Origin of the sequence: Novosphingobium sp. KN65.2 (genome assembly GCF_001368935.1) — a bacterium.
In the GTDB taxonomy this organism is placed as follows: domain Bacteria; phylum Pseudomonadota; class Alphaproteobacteria; order Sphingomonadales; family Sphingomonadaceae; genus Novosphingobium; species Novosphingobium mathurense.
Window position 1 is genome coordinate 25,431 of record NZ_CCBH010000147.1, and the last position, 20,739, is coordinate 46,169.

Annotated in this window: 18 protein-coding genes; 12 read left to right on the plus strand and 6 right to left on the minus strand. The window is 63.8% G+C overall.

What is annotated here, in order from left to right:
* The first annotated feature begins 9 nt into the window (after positions 1-9).
* Genes SPHV1_RS10840 through SPHV1_RS10885 form a run of 10 tightly spaced genes read left to right on the plus strand, consistent with a single transcriptional unit; the run spans position 10 to position 9,748 of the window.
* On the plus strand, positions 10-1,041 hold the full coding sequence (locus SPHV1_RS10840; RefSeq protein ID WP_054946056.1) for an acyl-CoA dehydrogenase family protein: 1,032 nt from the start codon (positions 10-12) through the stop codon (positions 1,039-1,041).
* Positions 1,034-2,185, plus strand: coding sequence for an acetyl-CoA C-acetyltransferase (locus tag SPHV1_RS10845; protein ID WP_054946057.1), 1,152 nt, complete (start codon positions 1,034-1,036; stop codon positions 2,183-2,185). Before SPHV1_RS10840 ends, SPHV1_RS10845 begins: the two co-directional genes overlap by 8 nt.
* Before the next feature lie 19 nt (positions 2,186-2,204).
* Complete coding sequence (locus tag SPHV1_RS10850; RefSeq protein WP_054946058.1) at positions 2,205-3,110, plus strand: SDR family oxidoreductase; 906 nt, start codon at positions 2,205-2,207, stop codon at positions 3,108-3,110.
* A gap of 3 nt (positions 3,111-3,113) precedes the next feature.
* Positions 3,114-4,166, plus strand: a complete 1,053-nt coding sequence (locus SPHV1_RS10855) for an acyl-CoA dehydrogenase family protein (RefSeq protein ID WP_054946059.1) — start codon at positions 3,114-3,116, stop codon at positions 4,164-4,166.
* Positions 4,163-5,341, plus strand: a complete 1,179-nt coding sequence (locus tag SPHV1_RS10860) for an acyl-CoA dehydrogenase family protein (RefSeq protein ID WP_054946060.1) — start codon at positions 4,163-4,165, stop codon at positions 5,339-5,341. Before SPHV1_RS10855 ends, SPHV1_RS10860 begins: the two co-directional genes overlap by 4 nt.
* On the plus strand, positions 5,338-6,123 hold the full coding sequence (locus tag SPHV1_RS10865; RefSeq protein WP_054946061.1) for an SDR family oxidoreductase: 786 nt from the start codon (positions 5,338-5,340) through the stop codon (positions 6,121-6,123). Before SPHV1_RS10860 ends, SPHV1_RS10865 begins: the two co-directional genes overlap by 4 nt.
* The gene (locus tag SPHV1_RS10870) at positions 6,120-6,590 is read left to right on the plus strand and encodes a MaoC family dehydratase (protein ID WP_054946062.1); all 471 of its coding nucleotides are present in this window, start codon (positions 6,120-6,122) and stop codon (positions 6,588-6,590) included. The genes SPHV1_RS10865 and SPHV1_RS10870 overlap by 4 nt, the downstream gene beginning before the upstream one ends.
* Positions 6,590-6,967 (plus strand): steroid Delta-isomerase, encoded by a 378-nt coding sequence (locus SPHV1_RS10875; RefSeq protein ID WP_054946063.1) that lies wholly within the window; start codon positions 6,590-6,592, stop codon positions 6,965-6,967. Before SPHV1_RS10870 ends, SPHV1_RS10875 begins: the two co-directional genes overlap by 1 nt.
* A 13-nt stretch (positions 6,968-6,980) precedes the next feature.
* Complete coding sequence (locus SPHV1_RS10880) at positions 6,981-8,183, plus strand: acetyl-CoA C-acyltransferase (RefSeq protein WP_054946064.1); 1,203 nt, start codon at positions 6,981-6,983, stop codon at positions 8,181-8,183.
* 17 nt (positions 8,184-8,200) lie between these two features.
* Positions 8,201-9,748: a FadD3 family acyl-CoA ligase gene (locus tag SPHV1_RS10885; protein ID WP_054946065.1), complete on the plus strand. Its 1,548-nt coding sequence runs from the start codon at positions 8,201-8,203 to the stop codon at positions 9,746-9,748.
* Between the two features lie 13 nt (positions 9,749-9,761).
* On the opposite strand, the gene SPHV1_RS10890 is transcribed toward SPHV1_RS10885, so the two are convergent.
* Entirely contained in the window at positions 9,762-10,820 is a 1,059-nt protein-coding gene (locus SPHV1_RS10890; RefSeq protein ID WP_054946066.1) for a zinc ribbon domain-containing protein, read from the minus strand.
* A gap of 566 nt (positions 10,821-11,386) precedes the next feature.
* Here SPHV1_RS10890 and SPHV1_RS10895 point away from each other — a divergent pair.
* Both SPHV1_RS10895 and SPHV1_RS10900 read left to right on the plus strand, forming a co-directional pair.
* Positions 11,387-12,199 carry a transporter gene (locus SPHV1_RS10895; RefSeq protein WP_054946067.1) on the plus strand — a complete coding sequence of 271 codons (813 nt, stop codon included), beginning with the start codon at positions 11,387-11,389 and terminating at the stop codon, positions 12,197-12,199.
* A gap of 152 nt (positions 12,200-12,351) precedes the next feature.
* Entirely contained in the window at positions 12,352-13,806 is a 1,455-nt protein-coding gene (locus SPHV1_RS10900) for a sensor histidine kinase (RefSeq protein WP_231634632.1), read from the plus strand.
* Between the two features lie 20 nt (positions 13,807-13,826).
* On the opposite strand, the gene SPHV1_RS10905 is transcribed toward SPHV1_RS10900, so the two are convergent.
* The 5 genes from SPHV1_RS10905 to SPHV1_RS10925 all read right to left on the minus strand — a co-directional run bounded on the left by SPHV1_RS10905 (position 13,827) and on the right by SPHV1_RS10925 (position 20,613).
* Positions 13,827-14,192 (minus strand): response regulator, encoded by a 366-nt coding sequence (locus SPHV1_RS10905; protein ID WP_054946068.1) that lies wholly within the window; start codon positions 14,190-14,192, stop codon positions 13,827-13,829.
* Entirely contained in the window at positions 14,189-17,611 is a 3,423-nt protein-coding gene (locus tag SPHV1_RS10910; RefSeq protein WP_054946069.1) for a CheR family methyltransferase, read from the minus strand. Before SPHV1_RS10910 ends, SPHV1_RS10905 begins: the two co-directional genes overlap by 4 nt.
* Positions 17,612-17,628: 17 nt before the next feature.
* Positions 17,629-18,189 (minus strand): PAS domain S-box protein, encoded by a 561-nt coding sequence (locus SPHV1_RS10915; RefSeq protein ID WP_369817892.1) that lies wholly within the window; start codon positions 18,187-18,189, stop codon positions 17,629-17,631.
* Positions 18,190-18,410: 221 nt separating this feature from the next.
* A complete protein-coding gene (locus SPHV1_RS10920; RefSeq protein WP_231634633.1) occupies positions 18,411-19,841 on the minus strand; it encodes a L,D-transpeptidase family protein in 1,431 nt (476 codons plus the stop codon).
* An 82-nt stretch (positions 19,842-19,923) separates the two neighbouring features.
* Positions 19,924-20,613: a murein L,D-transpeptidase catalytic domain family protein gene (locus SPHV1_RS10925; RefSeq protein ID WP_054946071.1), complete on the minus strand. Its 690-nt coding sequence runs from the start codon at positions 20,611-20,613 to the stop codon at positions 19,924-19,926.
* Positions 20,614-20,739 lie beyond the last annotated feature (126 nt).

Sequence of the window (20,739 nt, forward strand, 5' to 3'; positions counted from 1 at the left end):
AACAGGCCCATGGACTTTACCCTGAACGACGAACAGCAGATGTTCGCACAAACCGCGCGACAGCTCTTTGCAGATACCTGCACGCCGGATCACTGGCGCCGGCAGATGGAAAGCGGCGCGGTGCTGGACGCCGAACGCTGGGCGCAGATCGTCGAGACCGGCTTCCCCTTGGTTCTTCTGCCCGAGGACGCAGGCGGTCTGGGCCTTGGCGAACTGGACTTCGCGCTGATCGCGGAAGCGGCCGGTTACAATGCGCTGCCCGATCCGCTGGTTGAAAGCGCGGGCATTGCTCTGCCGCTGCTGGCGGCGGCAAAGCCGGACAGCGAGCTTCTCTGCGATCCGGCGGCGATCATCGCGATCCAGCATCCGGCCAACCCTTACGTGGCCGATGCCGAAGCGGCGACGGCGCTGGTCCTCCACAAGGACGGGCAGGCCTATCTCGCCGCGCGCGAGGACGTGACGCTCACCCGCAAGGAGAGCATCGACCCGTTCCGGCGTCTCTACCGCGTCGACTGGGACGTGGCGAAAGCGCAGCCGCTGGGCGCGGTGGACTGGGACCTGGCGCTTGAACGCGGGGCCCTGTTCGCGGCCGCACAGGGCCTCGGCCTCGCTCAGCGCGCGGTCGATCTTGCGGTCGACTACGCCAAGGACCGACAGCAGTTCGGCAAGCCGATCGGCACCTACCAGGCCGTGAAGCATCACCTCGCCTCGGCACAGGTGGCCATCGAGTTCGCACGCCCGGTGGTTTTGGCCGCCGCGGCCGACATTGCCCATGGCGATGTTCAATCCTGCGCCCGTGTCAGTCACGCCAAGATCGTCGCATTGGAAGCGGCCGACCACGCCGCCCGCGCCTCGATCCAGGTGCATGGTGCCATGGGCTACAGCTGGGAAGTGGACGTCCACCTCTTCCTCAAGCGCGCGCTCGCGCTGACCAACTCGTGGGGCACGCCCTACTTCCACCGCCAGCGGATACTGCATCGCATCGAGACGCAGCCGCTCGGTCCCGACCAGACTTTTGCCCGAGAGGCCGAACATGCCTGAAGCTTATATCGTCGACGCCGTCCGCAGCCCGGTCGGGCGCAAGAAGGGCAGCCTGGCCCAGGTTCACCCTGCCGATCTCGGTGCACATCCGATCAAGGCGCTGGTCGAACGCACGGGGATTGACCCCGGTCTCGTCGATGACGTCATCTGGGGGTGCTGCGACACAATCGGACCGCAAGCCGGGGATATCGGCCGCACCGCATGGCTTGTCGCCGGAATGCCCGAGCATGTGCCGGGGGTGACGATTGACCGCCAGTGCGGTTCGTCGCAGCAGGCCGTCCACTTCGCCGCGCAAGGGGTGATGAGCGGGACGCAGGACTTCGTCGTTGCCGGTGGCAGTCAGGCAATGAACGCCATTCCCATTTCCGCAGCGATGTTCGCCGGGCAGCCTTACGGCTTCGACAGTCCATTCCTCGGATCCAGAGGCTGGGACGCGCGCTATGGCAACGAGGAGGTCAACCAGATTCGCTCGGCCGAGATGATCGCCGAGAAGTGGGGCATCAGCCGCGATGCGATGGAGCAATTCGCGCTGGCCAGTCACCAGCGAGCCCAGGCAGCCTGGGACGCGGGCTGGTTCGACGCTGAGGTCGCGCCGCTCGAAGGTCTGGAGAAGGATGAAACGATCCGTCCGTCCACGACGCTGGAAGGGCTCGCAGGCCTGAACCCGGTGCGTGAGGGCGGGGCGATCACCGCCGGCGTTGCCAGCCAGAACTGCGATGCCGCCGCCGCGCTTCTGATCGCCAGCGAACGAGCGGTCAGGGAACATGGCCTGACGCCGCGAGCGCGCATCCATCACCTGTCGGTGCGCGCCGCCAACCCGGTGTGGATGCTCACCGGCCCGATCCCGGCGACGCAGTATGCGCTGCAGAAAGCAGGCATGCGCGTCGAGGACATCGACCTGTTCGAATGCAATGAAGCTTTCGCCAGCGTCACCATGGCCTGGATGAAGGAACTGAACATCCCGCACGAGAAGGTGAATGTGCAGGGCGGCGCGATCGCGCTGGGCCATCCGATCGGCGCGACTGGCGCACGCCTGATGACGACGCTGCTCGGTGCGCTCGAGCGAACCGGCGGCCGTTATGGCCTGCAGACCATGTGCGAAGGTGGCGGTCAGGCGAATGTCACCATCATCGAACGACTTTGAGATACGAGAGGACGGAATAATGGGTATCTGCGAAGGTCGCGTCGCGATCGTCACCGGAGCGGGCAATGGCCTCGGCAAGGCCTATGCGCTGGGTCTCGCAGCAGAAGGCTGCAAGGTCGTTGTCAATGACCTGGGCGTAGGCACGCACGGCGAGGACGGAGAAACGAGGGGTGCAGCCGAGCGCGTGGTCGATGAGATCCGCGCAATGGGCGGCGAGGCCGTCGCCAATACCGACGACGTGGCAGACTGGGACGCGGGCAAGCGCATGGTCGAGGCCGCGCTGGACAATTTCGGTGAGCTCCACGCCGTGGTGAACAACGCCGGTTTCGTGCGCGATCGCATGTTCTTTACCTGCACGCCCGAGGAATGGGATGCAGTCCTGCGCGTTCACTTGCGCGGCCACTTCTGCACTTCGCGCCACGCTGCCGAATACTGGCGCGGTCAGTCCAAGGCAGGCAAGCCGGTTGACGGGCGCATCATCAATACCACCAGCGGTGCGGGGCTTCAGGGTTCGGTCGGGCAGTCCGCCTATTCGACGGCCAAGGGCGGTATCGCTACGCTGACGCTGGTCCAGGCGGCCGAACTGGCGCGCCTTGGCGTGACCGCCAATGCGCTTGCGCCCAATGCGCGCACCCGCATGACGAACACCGGTGCCTTCGACATGGACGTGAAGGAGGGCGAGTTCGACGTATTCGCGCCCGAGAACATGGCGCCGCTGGTTGCCTATCTCGTCTCGGCGCAGTCGAAGGGCGTGACCGGGCAGGTCTTTGAATTGAAGGGCGGCGAGATATTCCTCTCGCAGGGTTGGACCGACAGCCCCTCTATCGACAAGGGCGCGCGCTTCGAGGCGGACGAACTCGATCCTATCGTGCGCAAACTGCTTGAGACCCGCGATCCGGCCAAGCCCGTTTACGGAGCGAGCTGAGGCATGGAATTCGCCTTTACCGAAGAACAGGCGATGATCGCTCAGACGGTGCAGACCTTCTTTGCCGAGAACGCCACCAGCGAGCGCACCCGCGCTGCGATGGAGGCAGGCGGCATCGACCGCGAACTGTGGGCATCGTTCTGCGAGGAACTGGGGCTTTCCGGCATCGGGATCGCCGAGGAGGACGGCGGTGTCGGGCTGGGGATGGTGGAGCTTGCGATCGTGGCCGAGGCCGCTGGATCGCAGGTTTCCGCCATCCCGTTGCTTGGGCTCGCGACGGCGGGGCAGGCGATTGCCGCAGGCGGCAACATTGCCCAGAAAGAGCAGTGGCTGGGCCCGCTTATTTCGGGAGAAGCGATTGCCGCTGCGGCCTATGCGCCCGCGCTCAAGGTCGAAGGCGGCAGGCTGTCCGGTACGGTTCCCTTTGTTGCGCATGGCAGCCTTGCGGATCTCTTCGTGTTTGTGGGAGAGGACGCAGCCTGGCTGGTCGCGGCAGAAGACGCCGGCTTGAGTGTCGTGAGCCATACGACCATGGACCAGACGCGGCCGCTTGCGACTGTCACGCTTGAAGGGGCCAATGCACAGGCATTGGATTTTGCCCCTGCGCGCGAAGCGCTTCATGCCGGGGGGTGGATCTGTCTTGCCGCAGAGGCGCTGGGCGGCGCGCAGGCGACGCTCGACCGCACCGTACAGTATTCCACCGAGCGCATGCAGTTCGGCCGTCCGATCGGCTCGTTCCAGGCGTACAAACACCGTCTGGCGGACATGATGGTGCTGATCGAGCAGGCACGCTCCGCCGTCTACTGGGCGGCCTGCGCAGTAGACGAAGGCGCGCCCGAGGCGCAGCTTGCCCTGCATTCCGCCAAGTCCTTCTGCGCCGACACCTATTTCGAATGCGCCGGGCACATGATCCAGCTCCACGGGGGCATCGGGTTCACCTGGGAGCATGATGCCCACCTGTTCTTCAAGCGCGCCACCTCGATCCGCTCGATGATGGGCGATGGGGACTGGCACCGTGAACAGGTCGCCCGCCTGACCATTGGAGAAGCCTCATGAAGCTGGGATTTTCCGCCGAGGACGAGGCATTCCGCGCCGAAGCTGCGGACTGGCTGCAGGGTCAGATGGCTGGCGAGTTCAGGGATATCGTCGGCATCCCCAACCTTGTTTCCAAGGTCGAACGCCGCAAGGAGTGGGAACGGCAGCTGGCCGCGCACCAGTGGTCCTGCATCGGTTGGCCTGTCGAGTGGGGCGGCCGCGATGCCACCCTGGCGCAGCAGGTGATCTTCGCCGAGGAATACGCGCGCGCGGGTGCGCCCAACCGTATCAATCATATCGGCGTCGAGCTGGCCGGCCCGACGATCCTCGCTTTCGGGACGCAGGAGCAGAAAGCCCGCTATCTTCCGGGCATTGCCGGGGGCACGCAAATCTGGTGCCAGGGTTATTCGGAACCCAATGCCGGCTCGGACTTGGCCAACGTCAAGACCAAGGCCCACCTCGAGGGCAACGAGTGGGTCGTGACCGGGCAGAAGGTATGGACCAGCCTCGCGCACTTCTCCGACTACATCTTCGTCGTTGCCCGTAGCGAAGAAGGATCGAAGGGGCCAAAGGGCCTGTCGTTCCTGCTGATGGCCATGGACCAGCCCGGGATCGAGGTACGCCCGATCCGCCAGATGAACGGCGAGGCCGAGTTCAACGAGACCTTCCTCGACGAGGCACGCTGCCCGGCAGACGCCATGCTGGGCGAGCGCGGTCAGGGCTGGGGCGTTGCCATGGCGCTTCTGGGCTTTGAACGCGGAGTTTCCACGCTGGCCCAGCAGATGCAGTTCCGCAACGAACTGGATGCCGTGATCGAGGCTGCCCGGGCAAACGGCAAGGCGAACGACCCAGTCACGCGGCAGAAGATCGCCAGGGCGGAGATCGGGCTCAACCTGATGCGCTACGGCGCGCTGCGCATGCTCTCGAACGCGGATGCGGCCGGGCTCGACGGCGCGGCGCTGACCTACAAGATCCAGTGGGCGACCTGGCGGCGTGACCTTGGCGAACTGGCCATGGAAGTACTCGGGCAGGCCGGCGAGATCGCCGCGGGCGACGCCTACGAATGGACACTCCTGCCCAATACCTTCCTCTTCAGCCGTTCGGACACGATCTACGGCGGCACCAACCAGATCCAGCGCAACCTGATCGCCGAGCGCGGCCTCGGGCTGCCCCGCGAACCGAGAGGTAACTCATGACCGTACCCGTTCCTTCCTATCCCACGCCCCTTGGCATGCTGAAGGGCAAGACCGTGGTGGTCACCGCTGCGGCCGGTACCGGCATCGGCTTCTCGGCTGCCAAGCGCGCCGCGGAAGAGGGCGCCAGGCTGCTCATCAGCGACTTTCACGAGCGTCGCCTTGGCGAAGCGGCCGACCGTATCGCCGATGAAGTGGGCTGCGCACGTCCCGCCACTTTCGTGTGCGACGTTACCAGCGAAGAGGCTGTCCAGGGTCTGCGCGATGGCGCGCTTGCGGCGCTCGGCAAGGTGGACGTGCTTATCAACAATGCCGGGCTCGGCGGCGAGGTCAGTGTCGTCGACATGACCGACGAGCAATGGAGCCGCGTGCTCGATGTGACACTCACCAGTCTGTTCCGCATGACCCGTGCCTTTCTGCCTTCGATGTATGCGCAAAAGTCGGGCGTCATGGTGAACAACGCGTCGGTGCTGGGCTGGCGTGCGCAGAAGGGCCAGGCCCACTACGCTGCGGCCAAGGCCGGCGTCATGGCTTTCACCCGCTGCGCAGCGGTCGAGGCAGCCGATCACGGCGTGCGTATCAACGCGGTGGCGCCCAGCCTTGCGATGCACCCCTTCCTCGCCAAGGTGACGACCGAAGAGGCGTTGGCCGAACTGGTCAAGAAGGAAGCCTATGGCCGCCCGGCGGAAGTCTGGGAAGTCGCCAACGTGATGATGTTCCTCGCGTCCGACCTGTCCAGCTACATGACCGGCGAGATCGTTCCGGTCTCGAGCCAGCACGCATGAGCGCGCCGAAGGTCTTCGAACGCCCGGCCGACCTGATCGGTGCGGAAGGCACGCAGCTTGGCCCCACCGAATGGCTGCTGATCGATCAGGAGCGGGTGAATGGCTTTGCCGATGTCACAGGCGATCACCAGTGGATCCATGTCGACGTCGAGCGCGCGAAGGACGGGCCGTTCGGAGGCACGATCGCCCATGGTTATCTGACGCTGAGCCTGGTCAACATGTTCCTGCCGCAGATGATCGAGGTTCGCCGCTTTGCGGCCGGCGTGAACGTGGGCATGGACAGGACCCGCTTCCTTTCTCCGGTCCGCGTCGGCTCGCGCATTCGCGGTACGGGCGAGATCGTCAGGGTGGAGGACGTGAAGGGCGCGATCCAGTCGACCGTTCGGGTCACGGTCGAAATCGAGGGAAGCGACAAGCCCGCGCTCGTGATCGACACCATCAGCCGCTATTTTCCGGAGACAGAGTAATGCCCGATCCCGTCAGGATGGAAGCCGCGGTCCACGAATACGTTGCCGCCTTCGCCGATGGCAGCCCCGAGCGGGTGGCGGCGCTGTTCGCCGAGGATGCCACGGTCGAGGACCCGGTCGGCACGCCGCCCCACGTCGGGCGAGAGGCGATCCTCGTCTTCTATGCCGAATCCATGAAGACGGGCGCGAAGCTCACGCTCGAAGGCCCGGTGCGCCTTACCGCGGACCATGCCGTCTTCCCCTTCTCGGTGCACCTACACTGGGAAGGCAGCGACAAGCGCGTCGATGTGATCGACACGTTCCGCTTCAACGAAAACAACCAGATCATCGAGATGCGCGCCTACTTCGGCCCGCTCAACATGCACGGATTTGCCTGAGAGGACTGACACGATGCGCGAAGCTGCAATCATTTCCACTGCCCGTACCGGTGTCGGCAAGGCCTATCGCGGCGCGTTCAACGATACCGAGGCGCCGCGCATGGCCGCCCATGTCGTCAACGCCGCGATCGAGCGCGCCGGGATCGATCCGGCCCGCATCGACGACGTTTACATGGGCTGCGCCAACCAGTGGAACACCCAGAGCTACAACATCGGCCGTCTTGCCGTGCATGGTTCGGTGCTGCCCGATACGACCAGCGGCTTTGCGATGGACCGCAAGTGCTCCTCGGGCCTCAACGCGCTGGCCTTTGCCGCGCGCGGCATCATCGCCAACGAGATCGACTGTGCGCTCTCGGGCGGTACCGAGAACGTCTCGCTCACGATCGACAAGCACTACCCCAATTTCCGCAACCGCTCGGAATGGGTCAAGGAGCACGACCCTTACGCCTACATGGCGATGATCGAGACCGCCGAAGTCGTGGCCGAGCGCTACGGCGTCAGCCGCGAAGCGCAGGACCGCTTTGCCGCGCAGAGCCAGAGTCGCGCTTCTGCCGCACAGGAAGCGGGCGCATTCGACGCTGAGATCGTGCCGATTACCGTCACCAAGGCCCTCTTCGACAAGGAGGGTAACGAGACCGGCAAGGAAGAGGTGACGCTGACGAAGGACGAGGGCGTGCGGGCCGGCACGACGTTCGAGAAGCTGCAGGCCCTCAATCCGATTTTCAGGAACGGGCAGGTCATCAAGGAAGGCCAGCACGTGACGGCGGGCAACGCCAGTCAGCTTTCCGACGGGGCTTCCGCGCAAGTGCTCATGGACCTTGCCACCGCGCAGAAGGAAGGCTTGCCGATCCTTGGTCTCTATCGCGGCTTTCAGGTTGCGGGTTGCGGCGCGGACGAGATGGGTATCGGGCCGGTCTTCGCGATTCCCAAGCTTCTCGACCGCGCTGGCCTCAAGATCGATGACATCGGACTTTGGGAGATCAACGAGGCCTTCGCCAGCCAGGCGGTCTACTGCCAGGAAAAGCTGGGCATCGATCCTGAGAAGCTAAACGTCAATGGCGGGGGTATCGCCATCGGCCACCCTTTCGCCATGACCGGTTCACGCCTCGTCGGTCATGCCCTGCTCGAGGGCAAGCGGCGCGGCGTGAAGTACGTCGTCGTCTCGATGTGCGTGGCAGGCGGCATGGGCGCTGCCGGTCTGTTCGAAGTCGCCTGAGCGAGAGACAGCAGATCATGACCGAAGCGATGGGCACTTGGCCGACGACGATCCCCGGCGCGGCGAAAGCGGCGGCCGAAACCTGGCCGGATGCTACCGGCCTGATCGTCGGCGAGAAGACCTGGACGTTCGCACAGGTCTGGGCCGATGCCCGGGCCGCCGCATCGGCCATGCTGGCCAGCGGGATCAGAAACGGCGATCGCATCGCGATCTGGGCGCCCAATACGCGCGAGTGGATACTCGCAGCTCTTGGCGCGCAGACCGTGGGCGCCACGATCGTGCCCATGAACACGCGCTTCAAAGGCACCGAGGCAGCCGACATCCTGCGCCGCGCCCGGGTGAAGATCCTTTTCGCGCCAGCCGATTTTCTTGGCCAGGACTACGCTCAGCTGATTGCCTCGGAAGACCTGCCCGACCTTGGCGAGACCGTGCATCTCGACAAGGGCTGGGAGGCTTTCGTGTCGCGCGGGAACGGCGCACAGGACCCCGAAGTCGATGCTGCATTTGCGCGGCTGACCGGCGATCATATCTGCGACATCATCTTCACATCGGGTACGACCGGCAAGCCCAAGGGGGCGCTGACGGCACATAGACAGGCGGTACAGATCTTCGGCGATTGGGCCGTCAGGGTCGATCTTCGCGCAAGCGACAGGTACCTGATCGTCAATCCGTTCTTCCATACGTTCGGCTACAAGGCGGGCTGGGCCGTCTGCTTCACCCGCGGTGCGACGATCGTGCCGATGCCGGTTTTCGACGTGGCCGAAACCATCCGTCAGATCGAACACAACCGCATCAGCTTCCTGCCCGGGCCGCCGACCATCTACCAGTCGTTGCTGCAGGAATTGGACGGCGGCAAAGCGCGCGACTTTTCCTCGCTGCGCGTTGCCGTCACCGGCGCCGCTCCGGTGGCGCCGGCTCTCGTTGAACGGATGCGTCACGAACTGGGGATGCAAAACATCGTCAATGGTTATGGCATGACGGAATGCGGCGCAGTCGCCATGACCTGCCGGGGAGACGATGCCGAAACCGTTGCCAATACCTGCGGCTATCCGTTGCCCGGCATGGAAGTGCGCTGTGTCGATGACGAGGGCAACGACCTGCCCGCCGGCCAGCCCGGTGAACTGTGGCTGCGCGGCCCTTCCGTAATGAAGGGCTACCTCGACGATCCGGTGGCGACCGCCGAGGCGATCGACGGCGAGGGGTGGCTTCATACCGGGGACATCGGCACCATCGATGCGCGCGGTTATCTCAGGATCACCGACCGCAAGAAGGACATGTTCATTTCCGGCGGCTTCAACGTCTACCCGGCCGAGGTCGAGAGCCTGATTGCAACGCATCCCGAAGTGAACATGGTGGCGGTTATCGGCACGCCGGACGAGCGTCTGGGCGAAGTGGGGCGTGCCTACGTGGTCACCCGTCCAGGGTCGTCATTGCGCGAGGACGAACTGCTGCAGTGGTCGCGCAAGCGCATGGCCAACTACAAGGTGCCGCGCAGCATACGGATCGTTCCTGAACTGCCGCGCAACGCGGCCGGAAAGGTGCTCAAGACCGAATTGCGCGACTGAGCTCGATTGGCCCTCAGGTGCCTGCCTTGGCGGCGTCCTGCGCGGGGCTGCCGCAGGCCATGCAGTAGCGGAAGAAGGCCATCTTGCGGGCATCGCATTTGCTGCAGTGATTGAAGAGCGTCATCCCGCAATGGACGCAGAAGTTCGTCTCACTGCCTTCCATTGCGGCGATCGGTCGGTCGCAGCCGGGGCAGACCTTGGCCGACATCTTCTTGAAGGCTTCGTCGTGCGAGACGAGCTTGCGCCTTTCTTCCTCCGCCTGCGCTTCCACTTCCCGGCGCTTTTCCAGGTAGTGGCGCATGTTCTTGATCAGGAAGTGCCCGGCGGCAACGGTAAGCAGGATGCCCACGCCGTAACGGATGTAGCCGCCGTAGCTGGGCAGGTAGGGCACCAGTTCGACGAAGAAGACGAAGACCGCGGCAATCACGAAGCCGCGTGACAGCGGCCAGTAAGCGCCCTTGCGCCGCTTTGCGACCAGCCATGCGGCGAGCAGCAGCATTGGCAGGGTTAGCGCCAGACGTAGCAGGAAGATCCGCAGTTCCTGCCAGAACAGGGCCTTCTCAAAAGCCGGATAGGCCGCGTCCTGCAGGTCGTTCTGTTCCTGGCGCAGTGCCGTGGCGCGCTGTTCGAGAGGCAGGCGTTCGTTCTCGAGCGTGTTGATCCGACCCTGGATCACGCGCTCGTTGCCCTTGAGCTGTTCGAGCTGACGGGTGCGCTGAACCACTTCGGGGTCCTGCTGGGGATCGGTGGTTGCGCTCCGGGTCTGGATCCAGGCCTGGAAGGTCTCGGTGGCGGTCTGCGAGGCGCGGCGGGCCTGTTCGAGCTGTAGCCGGGCGATCTGGAGCTTGTCGTCAATTGCTCCGCGGCGATCTTCGGCCTGCTTGAGTTCCCTTTGCAGCGCTTTGTCTCGCGTCTTGTCGACGAATTGATCGGGCGAAACCGTCGTTTCGATCTGCGGCAGGTCGCCGATAACGAGGTTGCCGAAGCCGACGATGAAGCCGGCGAAGATGACCGAAACTGCCCAGAGTACGATCAGATAGGCCCGCTCAGGAACCCGCGCACCCTTTATCATCTCCAAGCCTCCCGCGCCCCATTCATATCGAGAGGCTTATCATGGCCACCATACCTGTAAAGCGTTTCGCCACCATCGGTGCTGCAGCACTCTGAGTGAGCTGACTTTTCTGATGATGTAGAAACGGCGGAAACGGGCGGAGGTGTTTGTAACCCCGACCGGGGAAGTCGCACCGGTCGCATCTATCGTTATGACCTGTTTGTTGCGGCGCTGAAGGCTCTGTTCGAAGCCATCCCGCCGCTCCGACCCGCGCGATTTGCGGACATGCCAATAAATTCTCCGAGCGCGCGGATGAAATTGACCGGCGCACGCGTTCTCTCAGCCAAGCCGCATCATTCACGAGTGATGCTTCGAAAATTCAATTGGCAGGAGGTACACCCATGATCATCGACATCACGACCGCAGCAACGGTCGCATGCCCAGTGCAGGCCGCAACGCCGGAAGGGGCGCGGAGACTTCATCCGAAATTCTGACCGACAGGCCGTCGGTCCGATCTTCCGCGCCGAGCGCGGCATGGTGGCCGGGCCTGTCAGCCCGAAATGCAAACATTCAAGGCGGATATTGAAATGCGCATGTTTCACGCTGCTTCGGCGGCACTGGTTCTTTTGTTTAATGCGACGCCTGCCATCGCCGCTGACCGCGATGGCACCGGCACGCGAGCTGAGGGTTGGTCCGGCGAAGTGAGTACCGGCGTCATATATCAGGAAGGCGACTACGGCACCGACGACAGGTTCGAAACGGTCGCGGTTCCGGTCACCGTTACGGCCACGAAGGGACGATTCCACATCGGCGCATCGCTTCCCTATGTGCGCACGAGCGCTCCAGCTGGCGTCATCGTCAGCCAGGGTGGACTGTTGGGCACGCCGCTGCTTGCAACCGGTTCGTCGACCCTGGAGCGAAGCACGCGTGAAGGGATCGGAGATCTCACGATTCAGGCATCCGTTGACTTGCCCCTTGCGGGCCTTGCGACGTCTCTTGGCACATCGGTCAAACTGCCGACCGCATCTGTTGCCAAGGGGCTGGGTACCGGCAAGGCGGACTACGCTGTTGTCGGGCAGGTGGCCAGGCCAATGGGGGTGCTCACACCGTTCCTTTCGCTGGGCTATACGGTGCTGGGAGAACCGGACGGCTTCGATGTCCACAATACCCTGAGCGGATCGGCGGGAGCGCGCATGAAGCTTGGCGCTCACACCTTTGCGGCTCTCTCCTATTCCTATGAAGAAGCCGCGACAGAAACCCTCGCTGACAGACAGGCCATCGGTATTGGGCTCGGAACAAGCCTTGAAGACAACATGCGCCTGAGTTTGGAGGGCAACGCTGGCCTGAGTGAAGGTGCGCCGTCTGCCAGTATTGCAGCGCGCATCGGGTTCGGCTTCTAGCGCCAGGAGTCACGCAAGAGGCGGAAAGGGTATCCGGCTCTTTCGGTGCGATGGGTCGCGATGCGGTTCTGGCCCTGTCATTGACAAGTTACCGGCACCACCACAGTCTGCGGCAAGAACCACCGGTCGGGCGTGGCAGAATTGAGGCGTCAGTGAATTTGGACTTTGAATCGCTTTTCTCGCTTTCGCCAAATCCTTACGTCGTTATGGACCGTAACGAGACGATCGTCTGGATGAACGATGCCTATTTGCGTGCGACGATGCGCACCAGGGAGTCGATCATCGGGCGGCGCATGTTCGATGCCTTCCCCAGCGATCCCGGAAGCGACAGTTTCGAACTGCTCAGCGCTTCGTTGAAGCGTGTGGTGGAGACTGCCGAAATCGATGAAATTGCGTTGATCCGTTATGACATCGCTTCGCCCGACGGCTCCATGGAGCAGCGGTACTGGAGCGCGACCCATACGCCGCTTCTGGACAGCGCCGGGGAGGTGGATGCGATCCTGCAGCACACGGTCGACGTGACCGAACTGCACCGACTGCGCAGTCTGCGAGATGAGAGCGGGCTGTTTCGCAGGGCCGATGCGGTGCAGCACCGCAACCTCGATCTGCAGGCGCAGCGCGCCCGTCTTACCCGAATGTTCGAGCAGGCGCCCGGATTCATGGCAGTGCTTGTCGGACCGGATCACGAATTCGCCATGGTCAATGAGGCTTATACGCAGCTTGTCGGTCGCGAGCAGCTGATCGGTCGCAAGCTGGCCGAGGCCCTCCCTGAAATTGTCAGCCAGGGTTTTATCGAAATTCTCGATGAAGTGCGGCGCAGTGGCCAGCCTTACAACGGGCGTTCGCAGGAGGTCTATTTCGAGATCGAGCCCGGTGCCCCTCGCGATCGCCATTTCCTGGATTTCATCTATCAGCCGATTTTCGAGAATGGGGACGTCTCTGCGATCTTCGTGCAGGGGCAGGACATGACCGAGGTGGTCGAAGCGGCCCGCCATCAGGACCTGCTGATCAATGAGCTCAACCACCGCGTCAAGAATACTCTCGCCATCGTCCAGAGCCTGGCTTCGCAGTCCTTCCGCAATGTCGAGATGGCCGGCAGCGCGCGGCAGTCTTTCGAGGAACGGCTGCGGGCACTGGCAGGCGCGCACAACCTGCTCACCGATGCCAGCTGGCGCATGACCTCGCTGGCCGAAGTCGTGCGCGAAGCGACTGCACCTGCGGCCGGGGCCGATGCCTGCCGCATCGAGGCGAGCGGGCCGGACATTTCACTTTCTCCGCGTTTGACCGTGGCCCTGACCATGGCACTGCACGAACTGACGACGAACGCCATGAAATACGGCGCCTTGTCCAACGAGACGGGCTGCATTCGCATCGCGTGGTTCCGGGAGGCCGAGGATAGCGATTATCTTGCGCTCGACTGGCAGGAACTGGGCGGTCCGCCTGTGAAGCCCTCAGGCCGCAAGGGCTTCGGCTCGCGGCTGATCGAGCGGGGGCTCGCCGCCGAATATGGCAGCAAGGCGGAGCTCGACTTTCGCGAGGAAGGCTTGCATTGCCGCATCGGGCTCTATGTCCCCGAATGCGTCGCTGCACTGGCCGGTCAGGCGTAACGGGACTGCGAGGTCGACAGTCATTCCGCCCTTTTTTGCGTCATTGCACGTTGCAGGGCGTCGCGCAGGGACCAGGGTGAACTGGGCTTGGGGCAAAACTGCGCTTCGGGGTAGCGGTCGCGCAACTGCGCCTCGTCGGCATGGCCGGAGTGGAAGATGATTGGGACGCCGGCGGCATTGAGCCGGTCCGCGGCTGGATAGACCTCGCCATCGACCAGACGCACATCGAGGATCGCGCAGGCAGGCATCCCGTGATCGAGCGCCTCCTGCGTACAAGACAGGGATTCGCACGTTTGCGCGACCTCGAAGCCAGCCTCCTCGACGATGGCCTCGAGGTCGAGCGCGACGATCAGTTCGTCCTCGGCAATGAGCACGGAGCGCGTCATGCCAGGATCACCCGGGGCGGAAGCTGCATGTGCAGACGATAACTTTCATCGTCGACCTCGCGTGACAATTCGGCCTTGAGCTGCCGCGCGGACGTGGTGACGAGCAGCGTTCCGAAGCCGTTGCCTTGCGCGACCTCAACGTCGCCTCGCCTGCGCTCCTGCCAGTGGAGACTCAGTCCGTCTTCCTTCGTTTCCCAGCTAATGGAGAGCGTACCGCCGTCGCCGCCGAGCGCGCCGTACTTCGCGGCGTTGGTCGTCCATTCGTGGAGGATCAGCGCCAGTGAGGACAGGCAGGAGCGCTCGATGGAGACATCCGGGCCATGCAACTCGATCCGCGCGTGGCCGTCGTAGGGGGCGGTCGTCGTCTCGATCAAGGCGCGCAAGGGGATCGACTGCTGGTCGCCCGAAGGGGCCGCCAGCGAATGCGCGCGCCCCAGCGCGGCAATGCGCTCGCGCAGGTCCTCGCTGTAGCTGCGTACGTCGTTGTGTGAGCGGCCGGCAGCCGAGATCATGCCGCTGACCACGGCGAAGAGGTTCTTAACCCGGTGGTTCATCTCGCGCAGCATCAACGCCCGGGTTTCTGCCAGTGCGTACTCGGGGGTCATGTCGATGGCCGCACCGACCAGCCGCTTCGGTTCGGAACTCGATATCAGGCGGCCGAAGCTCTTGAGGTGGCGAACGCTGTCGTCCGGCAACATGACCCGGAACGAGGCTTCGAAATCGTCGTTCGCGGCGCTTGCCTTGCGCAGGTTCGCCTCGATCGTCGCGCGGTCTTCGGGATGGACGTTCGCGAAGGCATCGTCGATCCGCACCTCGCCGGTGGCGGGCAGGCCCAGCAGGCGGCGATTGGTGGCGTCCGCAATCAGTTCACCGCTATCGACGCTGTATTCCCACACTCCGATTCCGCCAGCCCTGACGGCAAGGTCGAGGCGTTCCCGCTCGGCGGCGAGATCGTGTTCCATCGACAGGGCATCGGTAATGTCGGTCAGCACCAGGGTCGCGCCGTCGATGGTGCCATGCTGTGTGCGGTAAGGCAGCACCCGAAGCGAAAGCGTACGCTTGCCGTCGCGGGTGCGTACGCGGCGCTGGATCGGCTCGCCGTGGGTCGCGACGGCGCGGGCATCGTCGAGGTAATCGCCTTCGTCGAGCCGCGTGGCGACATCGGCGAGCGAACGCCCCCGGTCGGTCACCTGCAGCGGAAAGATCGTTGTTGCCGCCTCGGTGTAGCTGCGGATGCGAAGGTCGCGGTCGAGGATGATCACGGCCAGTTCGGTGGATTCGAAGAAATTGCGCAAGTCGGAGTTGGCGACGGTAAGCTGGTCGACCTTGCTCTTGAGCTCGTCGTTGACGGTCGAGAGTTCCTCGTTGGTCGACTGCAGTTCCTCGTTCATCGACATCATTTCTTCGTTGGAGCTTTTCAGTTCCTCGTTGGCAGTCTCCAGTTCCTCGACCGCGGTGCGCAGCTTGTGCCGGGTCAGCCGCAGCTCCTCCTCAAGTGCCTCCATGTGATCGTCGCCGCTTTCGATCTCGGACAGGTCGGTGGCCTCGAAGGGCTTGAACGGGCCGCGGTCGCGGAAGATCAGGAGCAAGGTGCCATCGCCCAGTGGTTCGCCGATGACCTCGATCGGCTGAACGCCGTAGTCGGAAGTGACTTCGACCTGACGCGCAACGACCCGCTTGCCGCTATCGCGGGCCTGGCGCACCAGCGGGCCCAGCACGTCACGCAGGCCCGGCTTGGCGAGCGAAATGGCGTTCGATCCGCCGGTCCGGGTCACCGGAAAGTCGAAGTAGCGGCTCAGCTTGCCGTAGGCGGACAGCACCGCGCCGTCCTGGTTGACCACCATGGCCGGCGGCGCGTAGCCTTCGGCCAGCCGCTGGATCGCCATGCCGCCTTCCGACGCCTTCATCTTGCCGATGCGCATGGCCGAAGCGGGAGTGCGGCTGGGCTGGTTGTGTTCGTTGGCCGGCAGGTCGATTGGGTAAGTGGGATTGCCCGGCGCCCGCTCAAGGATATGGGCATGATGATCCAGCGCCGGGAACAGGTTGTCGAAGCGGCCGATGCTCTCCGAGGGGCCGAGGAACAGGTAACCGCCCGGCTTGAGCGCGTAATGCAGGATCGGCATGACCGACTGCTGCAACCGGTCGTCGAAATAGATCAGCAGATTGCGGCAGGACACCAGGTCGATGCGCGAGAAGGGCGGGTCCTTGACGACGCTGTGGTTCGAAAAGCGGATCAGGTCGCGGATCTGCCCGGCGATGGAGAACCGTTCTCCGTGCGGTACCGTCCAGCGTTCGCGCATCGGTAGGGGGATATCGGCCAGCGCGGCTGCCGGATAGCTTCCCTCGCGCGCGACCTGCAGCATCTGTTCGTCGATGTCGGTCGCAAAGATCTGCACCGGGTTCGCCAGACCTTGCTCGCGGGCGGCTTCGGCAAAGAGCATGGCGATGCTGTAGGCTTCCTCGCCGCTTGAACAGCCCGGCACCCAGACGCGTATTTCCTCTTCGGCCTCCCGCTCCTGCAGCAGCGGCTCGATGACCTTGGCGCGCAGGGCCTCGAACATGTCGGGGTCGCGAAAGAAACGCGTGACGTTGATCAGCAGGTCGCGGAACAGGGCTTCGCATTCGCCGGGATCGGTGCGCACCCGCTGAACGTAGGCGCTGGCGCTGTCGATGCTGAGCACGTGCATACGGCGCTCCACGCGGCGCACCAGCGTGGATCGCTTGTAGCCGGAGAAATCGTGACCGATGACCTGGCGCAAGGTGGCGCACAGATCGTCGACATGGTCGGCGACGAGCTGGGCTGTCTCGTCGTGCGGTTCTCCGGAGCGTCGCTCGAAAAAGGCCCGCAGACAGTCGAGGATTTCGCCCGGGGCCTTGACGTAGTCGACCAGTCCGGTGCCGACGGCCGCAACCGGCATTCCGTCATACCGTGCGGTTTCCGGCTGCTGGACGACGCAGACGCCGCCGTGTTCCTTGATTGCGCGCAGCCCGGTCGAACCATCGGCGCCGGTCCCGGAAAGGATCACGCAGGCGGCATTGGCCTGCTGGTCGGCCGCCAGCGAAATGAAGAAGTCGTCGATCGGGCGGCGCAGGCCGCGCGGCTGTGCGAAGTCGGTCAGTTGCAGTCTGCCTTCGCGGATGGCCAGGCCCCTCCCGGGAGGGATGATGTAGACACGCTCGGGCTGGAGTTCCTCGCCGCCTTCGCACTGGAGGACGTCAAGCGGGCTCGCCCGATCGAGAAGCTGGGCCAGCACGCTTTCGTGATTGGGATCGAGATGCTGGACGACCACGAAGGCGAGGTTCGTCGGTGGCCGTGCGGCGGAGAGCATCTCGCGCAGGGCTTCCAGACCGCCAGCGGATGCCCCGATGCCGATGATGGGAACGGTGGCCCCGGTGTCTGCACAGCTTCCCGCTTCCATGCGTTCTTCCCCTCGGCTCACAGGAATGAGCTGTCGTCTAGACCGGCAAGCGCCAGCTTCGCCTGCGCGATCGTTGCCGCCGAGTTGGCTATCGAGGTCAGCGTCCCTTCGACGATGATCCCGCTTTCTGCCGCGACCGGGCTGAGCTTGGTCAGGGTCTGGCCAAGGTCGCGGTCATAGGTTTGCAGTCGCCCGGGCTGGGCGCGGCTGACATCGAATTGAGAGGCGAAGATGTAGCGTGGCTCACCATTCAGTTGTCGCAGTCGCGACATGTAGAGCAGGTTCACGAAGGGCGTGCCGTCCTTGGTGAAATTGAGGATCGGGGTGCGTACATTCGGGGCGTTCTCGTCATCGAGGAAGGCCCGCAGCTTGACCCGTGCCTCGCTGCTTTCCGCGTCTTGCTGCAGCACGCGGCAATTGCGGCCGAACAGTTCCTGCTGGGAATAGCCTGTCAGCTCGACGAAGCGGCGGTTGACGAGGATGAGGGGATTGTCACGGTCCGGAGCAGCCAGGGCGAGTGCAACAGGGGAATCCTGGAAGAAGGCGCGAAGCCTCTCGGGAACCGTGTCGTCGTGCACGCTGGCATCTCCATCTTCCATCGCTCCACACGACGTATCAAAAGTATCCAAATCGATCCCGGTTCCCCGCGATCTGCAGTCAGGCAGGTCTTGCCGCAATTCACGGCGAGCGTCACGGGCGATCTGCCTGTTTTTCTTGTGTCGATGACGTTGTTTTCATGAAGAATTTACCGGGCGTGGACGCCGATTGCGATTCGGGAAAGGGAATCGCGAAGGCGATATCACGGGCCGATGTCGCCGGTGGCGTTGCGCAGCAGATGGCTCTTGGCGGAACCGAACCCCAGCGCAACGGCCACGCGGTCATCCCAGCCATAGGGATCGGCGCGGACCACCGGGTCCCCCTTCGCATCGAACAGGACGGTCTGGTAGAGCAGCCTCACCGGGATTTCGCGCGGCAGCGACACGAACGCCTCATCTCCCCTAGCGCGGGCCTTGCGCCATTGGTCGAGCACGCCTTCGTCGCGGGCCAGCAATTCGGCGAATCCCAGTGCGTCCTGCACACGCACGCAGCCATGGCTGCGCTGCCGCTGCACTTGCTGGAACAGGGACTTGGCCGGGGTGTCGTGGAGATAGATCGCGTGATCGTTCTTCATGTCGAACTTGACCAGGCCCAGGGAGTTCTCCGGACCCGATTGCTGTACGATCCAGCCGTCCTGCCAGGCCATGTTGTGGGTTTGCAGGTAATTGCTGCCCTTGTCTGCGAACTCTTTTTCCTGGATCGAGCGCGGGACCGTCCAGGTCGGGTTAGCCACCAGACGGTAGATCGGAGAGCCGAGCTGTGGCGTCTCCTTGCCCGGTTCGCCGACGACAGCCTTGCGGGTGTCGACGGCCTTGCCATCGCGCCAGTACGTAAGCCTGCCCGCAGCCGTATTCACGTCGATGCGGGTGGCCGGCGGATTGCGCTCGAGCCAGCGAAGTCGCTCCATGGCAACGGCGAGCGCGCGCGCCCTGTCGGCATCCGAGAGGTTGAGGATCTCAAGCGCGTCCTTGCCGATGATGCCGTCGGGCTTGATGCCATAGTCGGCCTGCATGCGCTTGACGGCCCGGACCATGTCCGGGGTGTAGCGATTGCCTGCACTGGCCGGGTTGTCCAGGTAATCCGATGCGGCGAGCTGACGGGCGATCGCCGGAATGCGCGGATCGCTGTCACCGGGCTCCAGGGGATCGTCCTTCAGCGGGATCCGGGGGGAAGGGGACGCCTTCTTCGCCTCAAGCTCCATGTAGGCTTTCGACAGGCGACGATAGGCTTCGCTTTGCGGAGCCAGACCTTCGAGCCAGTTATCCAGATGTCCGTCGGAGAGAGCCCGGATCAGTCCCTGCAGGAGATCGGGGCGGGGGCGCGGGATGGTGTAGATCTCGAAGAGTTCTTCCGGCGAGGTGGCGCCCAGGGCAAGTGCGCGGGCATATCGCAGGGCTTCTTGCGTAAGCGCTTCGCCGGCTTGCGACGCGCCATCTGCTGCAAAGGTGACATGGTCGAGCCCGTGGACGGCGCGCCGCTCGAGCGCTTCGCGCAGTTGCCGCTCGCTCGACGAACTCCAGCTCAACTGGCCGGAGCCGGCGTTCTGCCCGCCGGCGTCTCCGGAAGTTGCCCCGCAGCCGGCAAGCGCCATGGCCAGCGCCATGATCGAAGCGGCAATTGCACTTTTTCGCACACAGATCTCCTTGAAAGACCTGTATGTTAACGATTGTGCCGCGCCGATGTTGCACGCTTGCCAAAGTAACGGCGCGAAGAGTTCAGGCGCGTCCAGCGTAGATCATGCGGCCCTTGCCCAGAAACGAGAAAAGATCGTCGAGGTGTTTCTCGCCTACCGCGAAACACCCCTGACTGCGTCCCAGCATCCCGTGTGTCCGGATCATGTCCTCGTTCGCATACCACGCGCTGTGCACCACGATCGCGCGATCCAGAGCGTTGTCGTTCGTGGGATCGAGGCCGATCAGACGTTGCGAGCGGCCATGCTTGCCCACGTAGTAATCGTCGGTCAGGAAGGCGCCCTGGCTGGACGCGTTCGATCCGAAAACGTTGGAAAACCGCTCCACGAAGCCGGTATGGTCGGGGTCCGATCCGGAACCGTGTGCGACCAGTATCTGCGTTGCCTTGCCGTTTTCGATGTCGAGGAAGTGCATCCTTTCCTTCGACGAGGAAACCGAAAAGTCGACGAGGGCGATCCGGCCATGATCCCTGATCCGTTTCGAATGCGTTTCGAGCGCAGCGAGCGCCTTTTCCAGCAGTCTGGGGTTCACGTCGAACTTTGGCCCGGCGGCCGATCGCTTCGCTACCGCGGGCAGGCGGCGCGGTCTGGCGGATGCGACAGGTATCGCGGGAACCGGATCGGGCGACGAACGTTTGATCAATGCACCGGCAGCAAGAGTTGCTCCTGCGAACAGCAGGTTGCGTCTGTTGAATTCGGACGACCACTTAACCATGCACCCTATTATGGGGTCATTGTGCGTGCGATTTAAGGTCTAATCTGGCCCAAATCGCAGCTTTCTTCGTGCAATAGTGATCTTAAACAGGCCGTGTGTTCACTAGTGAAACGTGCCTTTCACCCA

Bases quoted from the DNA above. Each gene is read 5' to 3' on its own strand.
- SPHV1_RS10890 (WP_054946066.1), bottom strand. From the start codon at position 10,820: ATGATAAAGGGTGCGCGGGTTCCTGAGCGGGCCTATCTGATCGTACTC.
- SPHV1_RS10925 (WP_054946071.1), bottom strand. From the start codon at position 20,613: ATGGTTAAGTGGTCGTCCGAATTCAACAGACGCAACCTGCTGTTCGCA.
- SPHV1_RS10885 (WP_054946065.1), top strand. From the start codon at position 8,201: ATGACCGAAGCGATGGGCACTTGGCCGACGACGATCCCCGGCGCGGCG.
- SPHV1_RS10860 (WP_054946060.1), top strand. From the start codon at position 4,163: ATGAAGCTGGGATTTTCCGCCGAGGACGAGGCATTCCGCGCCGAAGCT.
- SPHV1_RS10865 (WP_054946061.1), top strand. From the start codon at position 5,338: ATGACCGTACCCGTTCCTTCCTATCCCACGCCCCTTGGCATGCTGAAG.
- SPHV1_RS10880 (WP_054946064.1), top strand. From the start codon at position 6,981: ATGCGCGAAGCTGCAATCATTTCCACTGCCCGTACCGGTGTCGGCAAG.
- SPHV1_RS10910 (WP_054946069.1), bottom strand. From the start codon at position 17,611: ATGGAAGCGGGAAGCTGTGCAGACACCGGGGCCACCGTTCCCATCATC.
- SPHV1_RS10875 (WP_054946063.1), top strand. From the start codon at position 6,590: ATGCCCGATCCCGTCAGGATGGAAGCCGCGGTCCACGAATACGTTGCC.
- SPHV1_RS10840 (WP_054946056.1), top strand. From the start codon at position 10: ATGGACTTTACCCTGAACGACGAACAGCAGATGTTCGCACAAACCGCG.
- SPHV1_RS10905 (WP_054946068.1), bottom strand. From the start codon at position 14,192: ATGACGCGCTCCGTGCTCATTGCCGAGGACGAACTGATCGTCGCGCTC.
- SPHV1_RS10850 (WP_054946058.1), top strand. From the start codon at position 2,205: ATGGGTATCTGCGAAGGTCGCGTCGCGATCGTCACCGGAGCGGGCAAT.
- SPHV1_RS10895 (WP_054946067.1), top strand. From the start codon at position 11,387: ATGCGCATGTTTCACGCTGCTTCGGCGGCACTGGTTCTTTTGTTTAAT.
- SPHV1_RS10845 (WP_054946057.1), top strand. From the start codon at position 1,034: ATGCCTGAAGCTTATATCGTCGACGCCGTCCGCAGCCCGGTCGGGCGC.
- SPHV1_RS10855 (WP_054946059.1), top strand. From the start codon at position 3,114: ATGGAATTCGCCTTTACCGAAGAACAGGCGATGATCGCTCAGACGGTG.
- SPHV1_RS10870 (WP_054946062.1), top strand. From the start codon at position 6,120: ATGAGCGCGCCGAAGGTCTTCGAACGCCCGGCCGACCTGATCGGTGCG.